At 63.5% G+C, this 11887-nt stretch carries 12 protein-coding genes; all 12 read right to left on the bottom strand.

Annotation, left to right across the window (positions count from 1 at the left end; translation table 11 throughout):
- Positions 1 to 3: 3 nt before the first annotated feature.
- The 12 genes from AC2FL1_RS17130 to rpsK all read right to left on the bottom strand — a co-directional run bounded on the left by AC2FL1_RS17130 (position 4) and on the right by rpsK (position 11887).
- Positions 4 to 1317, bottom strand: coding sequence for an amino acid ABC transporter permease (locus tag AC2FL1_RS17130; RefSeq protein WP_496877737.1), 1314 nt, complete (start codon positions 1315 to 1317; stop codon positions 4 to 6).
- 1 nt (position 1318) lies between these two features.
- A complete protein-coding gene (locus AC2FL1_RS17125; RefSeq protein WP_496825517.1) occupies positions 1319 to 2587 on the bottom strand; it encodes an amino acid ABC transporter permease in 1269 nt (422 codons plus the stop codon).
- A 135-nt stretch (positions 2588 to 2722) separates the two neighbouring features.
- Positions 2723 to 3739 (bottom strand): amino acid ABC transporter substrate-binding protein, encoded by a 1017-nt coding sequence (locus AC2FL1_RS17120; RefSeq protein ID WP_234140545.1) that lies wholly within the window; start codon positions 3737 to 3739, stop codon positions 2723 to 2725.
- Positions 3740 to 3934: 195 nt separating this feature from the next.
- Positions 3935 to 4642, bottom strand: coding sequence for an ATP12 family chaperone protein (locus AC2FL1_RS17115; RefSeq protein WP_496877736.1), 708 nt, complete (start codon positions 4640 to 4642; stop codon positions 3935 to 3937).
- A gap of 5 nt (positions 4643 to 4647) precedes the next feature.
- Positions 4648 to 5319 carry an HAD-IA family hydrolase gene (locus AC2FL1_RS17110; protein ID WP_496877735.1) on the bottom strand — a complete coding sequence of 224 codons (672 nt, stop codon included), beginning with the start codon at positions 5317 to 5319 and terminating at the stop codon, positions 4648 to 4650.
- On the bottom strand, positions 5316 to 6359 hold the full coding sequence (locus AC2FL1_RS17105; protein ID WP_496877734.1) for an RluA family pseudouridine synthase: 1044 nt from the start codon (positions 6357 to 6359) through the stop codon (positions 5316 to 5318). The genes AC2FL1_RS17110 and AC2FL1_RS17105 overlap by 4 nt, the downstream gene beginning before the upstream one ends.
- Before the next feature lie 162 nt (positions 6360 to 6521).
- A complete protein-coding gene (locus AC2FL1_RS17100; RefSeq protein WP_496877733.1) occupies positions 6522 to 7838 on the bottom strand; it encodes a replication-associated recombination protein A in 1317 nt (438 codons plus the stop codon).
- A 3-nt stretch (positions 7839 to 7841) separates the two neighbouring features.
- Positions 7842 to 9224, bottom strand: coding sequence for a trypsin-like peptidase domain-containing protein (locus AC2FL1_RS17095; protein WP_496825509.1), 1383 nt, complete (start codon positions 9222 to 9224; stop codon positions 7842 to 7844).
- A 63-nt stretch (positions 9225 to 9287) separates the two neighbouring features.
- A complete protein-coding gene (locus tag AC2FL1_RS17090) occupies positions 9288 to 9695 on the bottom strand; it encodes a hypothetical protein (protein ID WP_496877732.1) in 408 nt (135 codons plus the stop codon).
- A 107-nt stretch (positions 9696 to 9802) separates the two neighbouring features.
- Positions 9803 to 10225: a 50S ribosomal protein L17 gene (rplQ, locus tag AC2FL1_RS17085; RefSeq protein ID WP_496825505.1), complete on the bottom strand. Its 423-nt coding sequence runs from the start codon at positions 10223 to 10225 to the stop codon at positions 9803 to 9805.
- Positions 10226 to 10361: 136 nt separating this feature from the next.
- On the bottom strand, positions 10362 to 11378 hold the full coding sequence (locus AC2FL1_RS17080) for a DNA-directed RNA polymerase subunit alpha (protein ID WP_234140529.1): 1017 nt from the start codon (positions 11376 to 11378) through the stop codon (positions 10362 to 10364).
- Between the two features lie 116 nt (positions 11379 to 11494).
- On the bottom strand, positions 11495 to 11887 hold the full coding sequence (rpsK, locus tag AC2FL1_RS17075; protein WP_011046269.1) for a 30S ribosomal protein S11: 393 nt from the start codon (positions 11885 to 11887) through the stop codon (positions 11495 to 11497).

Below are 11887 nucleotides of genomic sequence, written 5' to 3'. Positions count from 1 at the left end.
TCCTTAACGATGGCCAGTGTGGAGCTTGCGCTCCAGATACATGGAATAGCGGGACATGCCGAAGCAGAAGACAAAGAACAGCAGGGCGATGAAACCGTAGAGTTCCCAGACGACGCCGTTCCAGTTGGCGTCCGCGCGAATGGCGTTCGACAGACCCAGCGGATCGAGAAGCCCGATGATCGACACCAGCGTGGTGTCCTTGAACACCCCGATGAAGGTCGACACGATACCCGGGATCGAGATCTTGAGCGCCTGTGGCATGATGATCAGGCGCTGCGCCTGCCAGTAGTTGAGGCCAAGCGAATCCGCCCCCTCATACTGGCCCTTGGGCAGTGCGGCCAGGCCGCCGCGGATCACCTCGGCCATATAGGCCGCGGCAAACAGCGTCACCATGATCAGCACCCGCAGGATGATGTCGAAGTTCGTATTGGGTGGCATGAAGATGTTCAGCAGGGTCGAAGCCACGAACAGCAGCGTGATCAGCGGCACACCCCGAATGAACTCGATAAAGCCCACACAGATGTATTTGACGATCATCAGGTCCGACTGACGGCCCAGCGCCAGAACGATGCCCAGCGGCAACGAACAGGCAATGGCGACAACGCCGATGGTGATCGACAGCATGAAGCCGCCGAACTTGCGGCTTTCGACCGCCTCGATGCCGATCGGCAGGATGGAATCCAGCGCGCCGACAAAATAGCCGGACAGAACAAGCCACCAGACCAACGCCGCCGCTGCGCCAAGAAGAATGCCCATCAGGCTGCTCATCGTCTTGCTGAGCGCCGAATAGACCACCCAACCTATGACGAAGCCACCCAGCGCCGCGACCGGCCCCCAGATGGTGCCGCCCCACAAAAGCCAGGGGAAGATGAACGGATAGAGACCCGAGAAGATCAGCATCTTCGACGGCACCTTGTCCGCGAACAGGACCGGGGCCAGGGCCACGGCCAGCAGGACAAAGGCGAGGATCGGGCGCCAATACAGCTCGGACGGGTAGAACCCGAACAAGAGCTGGATCCAGCGCTCGCGAATGACGCCCCAGCAGGCACCCGAGGTGCCATGATCCCCAACCGAACCGGCGGCGGTCAGGATCTCGCGGCAGTTGTTGAGCGAGGTCCCGTTCCAGGTGGGCGAAAATACCCAAGGCAAGATCGCCGCAAGAATCGCATAGATCGCATAGAGTGACGCCAGCGTAAGAATGCTGTTGAACCAGTTCGAGAACAGGTTGACGCGTGCCCAGCCCAGCGCGCCGACGGTCGAGGCCGGCGGTTCGCGCTCGGGGAGCATTTCGGTGCGGACAAATCCGATGTCAGACATCTCAACGCTCCTTCAGTTTGACGGATTCATTGTACCAGTTCATCACCGCTGAAATGGACAGCGAGATGGTCAGGTACACCAGCATCAAGAGCAGGATCGTCTCCAGCTCGCGCCCGGTCTGGTTCATGGTGATACCGCCCAGAGTGCCGGTGATATCCATGTAACCCACGGCGATCGCCAGCGACGAGTTCTTGGTGAGGTTGAGATAGTTCGAGATCAGCGGCGGAATGATCACCCGCAGCGCCTGCGGCAGGATCACAAGCGACATGATCTTGTTCGAGCGCAGGCCCAGGGCCGAGGCGGCCTCGGTCTGACCCTTGGAGATAGCCAGGATACCGGCGCGCACGATCTCGGCGATGAAGGCGGCGGTATAAAGTGACAGCGCCAGCCAGAGCGCGATCAGCGAGTTCCGCAGATGGGTACCGCCCTGGAAGTTGAAGCCCTTGAGCTCGGGATAGCCAAAATGGAAGCCCAGCAGCACCAGCACCAGCCCGGTCGGGATCACCACCACGCCCAGACGCTGCCACCAGGTCACCGGCCGATCACCGGTCTGTTCCTGGATGCGGTTCGCCCGCTTGCGCAGGAAGTTCGACACCCACAGGCCGCCGCCCAGAACGATCAGGATCAGCATCAGATCAAGACTGATATCAAACCGCAGGCTGCTTTCGCCGAACAGGTGGATATTGCCCAGACTGTTGGAAAACAGAGCGTCGGGGATATAAACGCCACGGTTGGTGACGGCCACGCTGTCGTTCAGCATCATGCTGGCAGTGGCATCGTCGCCCCGGAACGCTCGTGGCGCTGGCAGGGTTTCGATCAAGATCGCCATGATGAAGACGATCCACAGCAGGACCGGAACGTTGCGGAACCCTTCGACATAGATCGTCATCAGCCGCGCGACGATCCAGTTGTTGGACAGGCGCAGCACACCGATGATCACGCCAAGTATCGTGGCTGTGATACAACCCAGCACCGCCACGACGAGCGTGTTAAGCAGACCGATGAAGGCCGCCCGCAGGTGCGTATCGCGCGAGGAATAATCCAGCAGCCGCTGGTTGATGTCATAGCTGGCCGGTTCGCTGAAAAATCCGAAATCAATGGGCTTGCCCAAGGTGGCCAGGTTTTGCGCGGTATTGCTTATGAGCCATGCTGCCATCAGCATGAAGCATATCATCGCAATGACCTGGATGGTGGCCGACCGGTACCGCGTGTCATAAAGAAGCATGGACAGCCGGAACTGCTCCTTTGGCGGGTCAGTGAGAGTCGTCATGACCTATGTATATCCCCGTGAGGTCCTGGCTTGTCTCTCTCCGGCGAGGTTTCTCCCCCGCTCCCACCAGCCAGGCACTTTGTATTCATGGATGCAAAAAGGGCGCAGGTTGCCCTGCGCCCCTTCGCTGTTTTGTTAACGGAACGGCGGCGAGTACAGCAGGCCGCCGTCGGTCCACTGTGCGTTCAGGCCGCGTGCCAGACCGATCGGGGTGCTTTCACCGATGTTCTGTGCGAACACTTCACCATAGTTGCCGCCCACCTTGATGGCGCGCTTGGCCCACTCGGCGTCCAGACCCAGCATCTCGCCCAGGGTCCCTTCGGTACCCAGGATACGGTTGATTTCCGGGTTGTTGGTGCCGGCCGACATTTCGTCGATATTGGCCGAGGTGATGCCCATCTCTTCAGCCGAGACCAGCGCATTCAGGGTCCAGCGGACCACATCGCCCCACTCGTGGTCGCCATGGCGAACCAGCGGGCCGAGCGGCTCTTTCGAGATGATTTCGGGCAGCAGAACGTGGTCGCCCGGATTCTCGAAGGTGGCGCGGGTTGCGGCCAGACCCGAGGCGTCGGTGGTGTACACGTCACAGGCGCCGGCCAGATACTGCTGCTGCGCTTCGGCGTTGGTTTCGATCGGAACCGGCTCGTAGCTGATGTTGTTGGCGCGGAAGAAATCCGCGAGGTTCAGCTCGGTGGTGGTGCCGGTCTGGATGCAGACGGTGGCGCCATCAAGTTCCTTTGCCGAGCTGACGCCCAGCGATTTCGGAACCATGAAGCCCTGACCGTCATAGTAGTTCACGCCGACGAATTCGAACTTCAGGTCCACATCGCGCGAGAAGGTCCAGGTGGTGTTACGGGCCAGCATGTCGACTTCGCCCGATGCCAGCGCGGTGAAACGGGTCTTGCCGGTGGTCGGCACGAATTCAACCGCGTTGCCGTCGCCCAGCACGGCCGCAGCAACGGCACGGCACAGGGCCACGTCAAAACCTTTCCACTCCCCATTCGAATCCGGTGCTGCAAAGCCAACAAGACCGGTGGTCACACCGCAGTTCAGCTTGCCGCGCGCCTTGACGTCGTCCATGGTGCCCGCCGCAGCAACGCCAGCGGCCATCCCGGCGACCGTGAGAGCGCCCAAAAATACGGATTTCTTCATTTTTACCTCTTCCTGATTTTCCACCCCTGTCCCGGGGCGGTTCGACCGGCACACGTTGGCGCCGGAGCGGATCGCGAAGGGGTTAACCCTTCGATGGGCAGGAGTTTGGGCGCAATATCCGACAAAGGTCAAGGCTTCTATGTCGCTTTCCGCCCCATATCCGTTGAGGTTTTCGTCAGTCTGACGGAATCAGTCTCATGTCGAGATATCGTAGACCGCCTTGGCATGAAGAAAGGCCACGCGTTTCAGCGCGGCCAGCGCGCGCGCTTCGTCATCGGGGCCCCATTGTTCCTCTTGCCAGGTCTCGTCGAGGCGTGAAATCTGCCAGATTTCGTCAGCTTCGCGCCAATTCAGCGCCGCGGCAAAGCCAAGCACCAGCGAACCGGACAGGCTGACCAGATCGTGAAAGGCCGCCAGCTGAAACGGGTTCAGTGCATGCACCCGTGGTGTCAGTGCATCGAGCGCCCCCGAGGGTTGTGGTTGGTGCATGACACCCTGAATCGGCATCAAACGCGCGCCCAGGGTTTCCGCGGCCCAATCCAGCGCCGGATCCCAGGAAAGCGCCTGTCGTTCCGTCAATTCGGCAGGGCTATCCGCCCGATAACACAACAGATCCGAATCGCCATAGGCCGCCAGCATGTCGGCCACTTCGCCATGCTGGATGCGCACCTTGTCGATGGCCGCGTTGGCGGTGCGGGTAAAGGGCATGCTGATCGGATCGACCTCACTCTCCTGCGCGTCCCATTCCGCGGCAACCGCCTGTGCCAGCGCCCGGGTCGGCAACAGCAGCGGCGCCTTGGCCGGGGTGCGCACCGGGCGGCCATCCAGTTCCACCGCATAGCCTTCGGCCGTTTCGGCCACGGCAGCCTGTTTCCAGAAGCGTTTCGGTTTCCAGTCGCTCATGTCGTTCAAGTCCAGATCTGTGTCAGTGCCGGCGGCAATTGAGGGAAGGTATCGACGATGCAGCGCGCCCGGTACAGGGCCCGGGGCGGATGATAACCCCAGCTGACGCCGATCCCGGCGACGCCCGCTGCCGCCGCCATTTCCATATCGAACGAGGTATCGCCGATCATCGCCGCGTGCCCCGGCGCGGTACCGGTTTCTGCCAGTGCCGTCTCGATCATCGAGGGGTGCGGTTTCGACGGGTGGTGATCGGCCACCTGCCGGGTAACAAAGAACCGCTCCAGCCCATGTACCTCGATCAGGGCATCGAGGCCGCGCTTGGATTTGCCCGTCGCCACGCCCAGCAAGTAATGCGGTACCGCGTGCAGCTGCTCCAGCATCTCGCGTGCACCGGGATAGAACGGCGAATGCGCCTCACCCAGCGCCAGCCGGGTGGCGTGATAGGATTGCTTGTAGGCCTCGACCAACCGCGCCTGTGTGGTCTCGCTCTGCCCCGGTGCCAACCGCGCCATCGCCTGCGGCAGGGACAGGCCAACGATCGACAGGATATCCGCCCGCGCAGGCACCGGCAGCGACAATGCGGCGAATGCGGCAGTCATCGACCCGACGATGGCCGCCTGACTGTCGACCAGCGTCCCGTCCACATCAAAGAGGATCAGGTACAGCGGCTGGCTCACATCAGCTCCTCGAACGGATCCTCCGCCGCCAGGTCCTCGGTCCAACCAAACGTGTCCCAGCTCTCGCGCATATGATCGGGCAATGGCGCGGTAAAGCTGACCTGCTTGCGGGTCGAGGGGTGCTCAAAGCTCAGCCGCCGCGCATGCAAATGCAGTTTCTTGCTGATGATGCCGCCCAGTTGCGCGCCCCATCCATCGCCTAGGTTCTCTTGCCCCGAGCCGCCATATTTGCCGTCACCGATGATCGGATGCCCGATCCCGGCCATATGTGCGCGCAGCTGGTGGGTGCGGCCGGTGACCGGCTCCATCGCCACCCACGAGGCGCGCCCCGCCACCCGATAGAGCGTGGCGTAATAGGTATGGGCCCGCTTGGCGCCGGGCGTGTCGTCGATCTCGCTCAGATGCACAACGTTCATCTTCTCGCCTTCGCCGCGGGCGCCATGCCCACCGGCCTTGACCAGCCCGGTCTTGATCTCGCCCAGATAGGGCGTCGGAACCCCGGCCACCAGCGCCCAATAGATCTTGCGCGTGTTGCGGTGGCGGAAGGCGGCGGTCAGACGCGCCGCCGCCTCGCGAGTGCGCGCCAGCACCAGAACACCCGAGGTGTCCTTGTCCAGCCGGTGCACCAGGCGCGGGTTCTCGTCATTGCCAAAGCGCAGCGCCTCGGACAGGCCATCCACATGGCGGGTCTGGCCGCTGCCCCCCTGCACCGACAGCCCGGCAGGCTTGTTCAGCACGATGATATCGTCGTCGCGATGCAGGACACAGGCGCGGATCATCTTTGCATCGGCGTCCGAGACGCGCGATTTCACCGGCTCTGGCCGTTCGCCGGGTGCGGGCAGCGGCGGGATACGGACCTGCTGACCAACCTCAAGCCGGGTCGCGGGTTTGGCCCGCGCGCCATCGACGCGCAGCTCGCCCTTGCGGCACATCTTCTCGATGCGCCCCTGCCCCACATGCGGGAACATCCGGCGAAACCAGCGGTCAAGCCGCTGGTCGCCGTCCCCCTCACCCACGGTGATCATCTGTACGCCGCTCATGCCAGCAACCCGTGCGCGGGGCGGTTTCCGGCCCGCCGCACCCCTTGTTGAAGATCGAAAGAAAACATCGCCGTCTCTCACCCGCACGCGCCCGAGAGTCAAGGGACCAAGGGCAGTCCGCGGGCGCGGGCGGGCGGGTGGGGCGGCCGCGGACTGCCCGCCCTATCCCTGTTCGCGCTGCGCCCGCAGACGGGCGAAATAATCCAGCCGCTTCTTCAACTCGCGCTCGAACCCGCGTTCGACAGGTTGATAAAGCTGCGGGCGCTCCATCCCGTCGGGAAAGTAATTCTGGCCTGAAAACCCGTCCTCGGCGTCGTGGTCATAGGCATAGCCCGCGCCATAGCCCTGATCCTTCATCAACCCGGTGGGCGCGTTGAGGATATGTTTGGGTGGCGGCGCCGAACCCGATTGCTTGGCCAGCCGCATCGCCGCCTTGTAGCCCACATAGGCCCCGTTCGATTTCGGGGCCAGCGCCAGATAGACAATCGCCTGCGCCAGCGCCAGTTCTCCCTCGGGGCTGCCCAGTCGCTCGTAAACCTCCCAGGCATGCAGGCAGATCGACTGCGCCTGTGGGTCGGCCAGGCCGATATCCTCGACCGCCATCCGGGTGATCCGACGCGCCAGGTAACGCGGGTCCTCACCCCCGGTCAGCATCCGCGCCAGCCAGTAAAGGGCCGCGTCCGGGTCCGAGCCGCGCACCGATTTGTGCAGCGCCGAGATCAGGTTGTAATGCTCATCCCCGCTCTTGTCGTATTTGGTGGCCCGCCGCATCAGCCGGGCCGCCAGAGCTTCGCGGTCGAGCGGCGCCGCCACTTTCCACGCCGCCACCTGCTCGATCAGGTTGAGCAGCGCGCGCCCGTCGCCATCTGCCATCTCCTGAAGCGCCAGCCGAGCCTCGGGCGTCAGTGGCAATTCGCGGCCCAGTTCGCGCTCGGCCCGCGCGGTCAGATGTTCCAGATCCTGGGCGCTCAGCCTCTCCAGCACCAACACCTGAGCGCGGCTCAAGAGCGCCGCGTTCAGCTCGAACGAAGGGTTTTCGGTCGTGGCCCCTACCAGCAGGATGGTGCCATCCTCCATATGGGGCAGGAACCCGTCCTGCTGCGCCTTGTTGAACCGGTGGATTTCGTCGACGAACAACAGCGTGCCCTGCCCGTTGCCGCGCCGGATACGCGCGGCCTCGAAGACTTTCTTCAGGTCCGGCACCCCGGTAAAAATGGCGCTGATCTGCACGAAATGCAGGTGGGTCTCCTTCGCCAGCAGGCGCGCGATGGTGGTCTTGCCCACCCCGGGCGGCCCCCAGAACACCAGGCTGGACAGCGACCCCGAGGCCAGCATCACGCCCAAGGGCGCCTCAGGCCCCAGCACTTGCTGTTGCCCGATCACCTCGGCCAGGCTCTGCGGCCGCAGCCGGTCGGCCAGCGGCCGGGGCGGCTCGCGCTCGGGCGAAGGCTTGGCGCCGCTATCGAACAGATCCGCCATCGCTCAGAGCCGGAACCGCAGCGAGACCCGCTGGCCGCGCCGTTGCAGGTCGATCTGTACCCGGCGCCCGGTCTCGCTCAGCGCCCGTTCCACGTCGCGCGGGCTGTCCACCTGATCGCCATTGATCGCGTCCAGCACGTCGCCCGGTTGCAGACCCGCCCGCGCGCCATAGGGGCCGGGATCGAGCACAACAACCCCGCGCGCCGACAGCGGCAGGCCCAGACGCGCGATCACAGCCGGGTTCAGCCGGGCCACGGTCAGACCGGGCAGGATCGTGCGCTCTCCCAGCGTGGTTTCCTGCGCGGGAGGGGTATCGGGCGCCTCGATCAGGGCTACACTCAGGGTCTCGCGCTGCCCCTGTCGCAGCCGGGTCATCCGCGCCTCGCCCCCGATCCCGGCCACCGACATGCGGAACTTCATCTCGGCCGGAGAGTTGACCGCCTGTCCATCGACCTCGGTCACCACATCGCCCACTGCAAAGCCCGCCCGCGCCAGCGGGCTGTCGGGATGCAGGTCCGAGATCACCACCCCCTCGGGCAGGCCGAGCCCCAGCGAGTCGGCGATATCGGCGGTCATCGGCTGCCCCGCGATCCCGGCCCAGGGCTGGGCAAAGCTGCTGTTGCCCTGCCGGGCCTGGCGCAGGAATTCGGCCACCAGATTGGCTGGAATGGCAAAACCGATCCCGTTCGAGCCGCCCGACCGGCTGAGGATCGAGGTATTGATGCCGATCAGGTCGCCATTCACGTCGATCAGCGCCCCGCCCGAATTGCCCGGATTGATCGGTGCGTCGGTCTGGATGAAATAGCCGCGCCCGTTGCCGGTGGCCGCGCCCGAGCGCGCCAACCCCGAGACGATTCCGCTGCTGACGGTCTGCCCCACGCCAAACGGGTTGCCGATGGCCAGCGCCAGCTCGCCCACCTCGACATGGTCACTGTCACGCAGCGCCAGGGACGGCAGATCGCGCGCCGCATCAAGGCGCAGGATGGCGATATCGCTCTCCTCGTCGCCCAGCACCACCTGCGCGGTGAACTCGCGCCGGTCGGTGGTGACCACCCGGATCTCCGAAGCCATGCCGACCACGTGGTAATTGGACACGACATAGCCGTCATCCGACAGGATCACGCCCGATCCCAGCGAGTTCTGAACCCGCGGCTGCGGTGTCCCAAATCCGCGAAAGAAATCGCGAAAGAAGGGGTCGTCAAAGATCGGGCTTTGCCGCCCGGCGGTGATGATGCGGGCATAGATGTTGACCACGGCGGGGGCTGCTTTCTTGACCACCGGGGCAAAGCCCAACCCGATTTCGGCCTGCGAGGTCGGCACCCGGGTTTCCGCCTGAACCGGCGCGGCCAGGACAAGCGGCAGACAAAGCAGGATGGCGCGGATCATGGGACCTCCATTTGCAGTCCCCTGCGATATGCGGGGCATGGGCCACAAATGCAAGTCGCGCGCTCAACCCCAGCGGCGCAGGAATTTCAGACCCGACCAATCCGCATCAATGGCGCAGACCTTTACATCGACCCAGCCCAGCGGCAGCACCTCGGCGCGCAGCAGGTCCTCGGTGATGCCCGCATGTTGGGGCGAGGACTTCTTAACCCAGGACAGCCACAACATGCCGCCGGGACGCAGATAGGCGATCTCGGTCGCGACGGCCTCGGCCAGCGGTTCCAGGCCGTGCAGGAAAAGATGCGCCGCATCGGCACTCGTTGCCTCGGGGTCAAAAACGATATCCACCGCCTCGGCCATCAGGTCGGCGTAGTGGGGTGGCACGTTGATGGCGCGCACGCGCCAGCCCGGTTTAAACCCCAGTTTGGCCACCAGAGGACGACCCGAATATCCCGCAGGTGAAGATGTGCGCATGATGGCGGCAGGGTAGAAGGCCGGCCCCACCGGGGCAACACCCCCGACAACGAAAAACCCCGCCCGGAAACCCGGGCGGGGCGCAATCGGGACATGTCCCGAAATGCTTATTCTTCGGCGGCTGCCTCTTCTTCGACCAGACGGGCCTTGTCTGCGGCACCTTTGGCATCCACGTCACGATCGACGAATTCGATGATCGCCATCGGCGCCATGTCGCCATAACGGAAGCCGGCCTTCAGGATGCGGACATAACCGCCCTGACGATCCTTGTAACGCTCTGCCAGAACGTCGAACAGCTTGGCGACGTCCTTGTCCTCTTTCAGCTGCGCAGCGGCCTGACGGCGCGCATGCAGGTCACCGCGCTTGCCCAGCGTGATCAGCTTTTCGACGATCGGACGCAGTTCCTTGGCCTTGGGCAGGGTGGTCTTGATCTGTTCGTGCTCGATCAGCGAGCCGGCCATGTTCGAAAACAAGGCCTTGCGGTGTTCGTGGGTGCGGTTGAGGCGGCGGTAACCACGTGCGTGACGCATTTTCTATCTCCTAACTTGCGTTTTGCTTTGTCCGACCGGCGATGCGTGTCACCGGCTCTCCTTGGGGCATTTGCCCTGATGTTCCCCGGCAGGTCCGGGCAATTTGCAGGGCGGGCTGTTCGCCCGCCCCTTCTTCTCAGAAAGCGTCTTCGAACTTCTTGGCCAGATCTTCGATGTTGTCCGGCGGCCAGTCCTCGACGTCCATGCCCAGGTGCAGGCCCATGCCCGACAGCACTTCCTTGATCTCGTTCAGCGACTTGCGGCCGAAGTTCGGGGTGCGCAGCATCTCGGCCTCGGTCTTCTGGATCAGGTCGCCGATATAGACGATGTTGTCGTTCTTGAGGCAGTTTGCCGAACGCACCGACAGTTCCAGCTCGTCCACCTTCTTGAGCAGAAGCGGGTTGAACTCAAGACCGTCATCGTCGTCCTGGCGGCCAGCCGATTCCGGCTCGTCGAAGTTGACGAAGATCGACAGCTGGTCCTGAAGGATACGCGCGGCATAGGCCACGGCATCGTCCGGCGAGATCGAACCGTCGGTTTCGATCTTCATGGTCAGCTTGTCATAGTCCAGCACCTGGCCCTCGCGGGTGGGCTGCACGTCATAGGCGACCTTCTTGACCGGCGAATAGATCGCGTCGATCGGAATCAGGCCGATGGGCGCGTCTTCGGGGCGGTTCTTGTCGGCCGAGACATAGCCCTTGCCGGTATTCACGGTCAGTTCCATGAACAGGTCGGCACCATCGTCCAGGTGACAGATCACGTGGTCGCGGTTCAGGATCTCGATACCGGCGCTTTCGCTGATGTCACCGGCGGTGACGACAGCCGGGCCCTTGGCATTGATCGACAGGCGTTTGGGCCCTTCGACATCCATGCGCAGCGAGACCTGCTTGAGGTTGAGGATGATGTCGGTGACGTCTTCGCGGACACCGGCGACGCTCGAAAACTCGTGCAGGACGTTGTCGATCTGCACGCTGGTGATGGCCGCACCTTGCAGCGAGCTCATGAGGATGCGGCGCAGCGCGTTGCCCAGGGTCAGACCAAAACCGCGTTCCAGCGGTTCGGCGATCACGGTCGCCTGGCGTGCCGGATCGTTGCCCGGCTTGACCTCAAGCTGGGTCGGCTTGATCAGTTCTGCCCAGTTCTTGTGGATCATGTAATCCCTCCATTCCTGTTCGCACCCCATGTCCAGCAAGGTGCAAACGCCCGAGGTTTCAAACGGCGTGCTGGGGCCGTGTACCAGACACGGCCCCAGCGTAATTTCTGGGTCGCTTAGACGCGGCGGCGCTTCGGCGGGCGGCAGCCGTTGTGAGCGATCGGGGTCACGTCGCGGATCGACGTGATGTTGAAGCCCACGGCAGCCAGAGCGCGCAGAGCCGATTCACGGCCCGAACCGGGGCCCTGAACTTCGACTTCCAGCGTCTTGACGCCATGATCCTGCGCCTTGCGGCCGGCATCTTCGGCAGCCAGCTGAGCGGCGTAGGGGGTCGATTTCCGCGATCCCTTGAAGCCCATGGTACCAGCCGACGACCACGAGATGGCGTTGCCTTGCACATCCGAGATCAGGATCTTGGTGTTGTTGAACGTCGAGTTCACATGGGCCACGCCCGATGCGATGTTCTTGCGTTCTTTTTTCTTCGTGGTGCGGGTCTTATCGCGTGCCAT

The organism is Ruegeria sp. YKSF070 (assembly GCF_059612725.1).
This window is presented reverse-complemented; position numbering and strand designations above follow the sequence as displayed.

What these genes read in the sequence shown, in the direction of transcription:
- AC2FL1_RS17115 (WP_496877736.1), bottom strand. Translation starts at nt 4,642, where the DNA reads ATGAGCGACTGGAAACCGAAACGCTTCTGGAAACAGGCTGCCGTGGCC.
- AC2FL1_RS17090 (WP_496877732.1), bottom strand. Translation starts at nt 9,695, where the DNA reads ATGCGCACATCTTCACCTGCGGGATATTCGGGTCGTCCTCTGGTGGCC.
- AC2FL1_RS17100 (WP_496877733.1), bottom strand. Translation starts at nt 7,838, where the DNA reads ATGGCGGATCTGTTCGATAGCGGCGCCAAGCCTTCGCCCGAGCGCGAG.
- AC2FL1_RS17095 (WP_496825509.1), bottom strand. Translation starts at nt 9,224, where the DNA reads ATGATCCGCGCCATCCTGCTTTGTCTGCCGCTTGTCCTGGCCGCGCCG.
- AC2FL1_RS17130 (WP_496877737.1), bottom strand. Translation starts at nt 1,317, where the DNA reads ATGTCTGACATCGGATTTGTCCGCACCGAAATGCTCCCCGAGCGCGAA.
- AC2FL1_RS17080 (WP_234140529.1), bottom strand. Translation starts at nt 11,378, where the DNA reads ATGATCCACAAGAACTGGGCAGAACTGATCAAGCCGACCCAGCTTGAG.
- rplQ (WP_496825505.1), bottom strand. Translation starts at nt 10,225, where the DNA reads ATGCGTCACGCACGTGGTTACCGCCGCCTCAACCGCACCCACGAACAC.
- AC2FL1_RS17105 (WP_496877734.1), bottom strand. Translation starts at nt 6,359, where the DNA reads ATGAGCGGCGTACAGATGATCACCGTGGGTGAGGGGGACGGCGACCAG.
- rpsK (WP_011046269.1), bottom strand. Translation starts at nt 11,887, where the DNA reads ATGGCACGCGATAAGACCCGCACCACGAAGAAAAAAGAACGCAAGAAC.
- AC2FL1_RS17125 (WP_496825517.1), bottom strand. Translation starts at nt 2,587, where the DNA reads ATGACGACTCTCACTGACCCGCCAAAGGAGCAGTTCCGGCTGTCCATG.
- AC2FL1_RS17120 (WP_234140545.1), bottom strand. Translation starts at nt 3,739, where the DNA reads ATGAAGAAATCCGTATTTTTGGGCGCTCTCACGGTCGCCGGGATGGCC.